Genomic DNA, 251 nt, shown 5'->3' with positions numbered 1-251 from the left:
GTGCTGCCGTTCGACTTGCATGTGTAAGGCATGCCGCCAGCGTTCAATCTGAGCCAGGATCAAACTCTTCAGTTCAAACCTGTTACTGTTTTTCGGTCTCTTTCGAAACCGGTCGCTCACTCAACTTACTGACGAATTGTTCAACCATCTTGCGACGATCAAACCTTCCTTTCATTACTGTGTGAGACTTGATACTTTCGCTTTACCCGGCAAACCCCGAAGAGCCCGCCGGCGCATCGCGCATCAAGCGC

General features: G+C 51.0%; 1 rRNA gene. It reads right to left on the bottom strand.

From position 1 onward, the window contains the following. A 16S ribosomal RNA gene (locus FQ746_RS02750) occupies positions 1-75 on the bottom strand; the annotation flags it as partial. Positions 76-251: the final 176 nt, after the last annotated feature.

This window comes from Paraburkholderia sp. BCC1886 (genome assembly GCF_900996245.1).
In the GTDB taxonomy this organism is placed as follows: domain Bacteria; phylum Pseudomonadota; class Gammaproteobacteria; order Burkholderiales; family Burkholderiaceae; genus Paraburkholderia.
The sequence above is the reverse complement of the archived record's forward strand: the minus strand, read 5'-3'. Positions and strand labels throughout refer to the sequence as shown.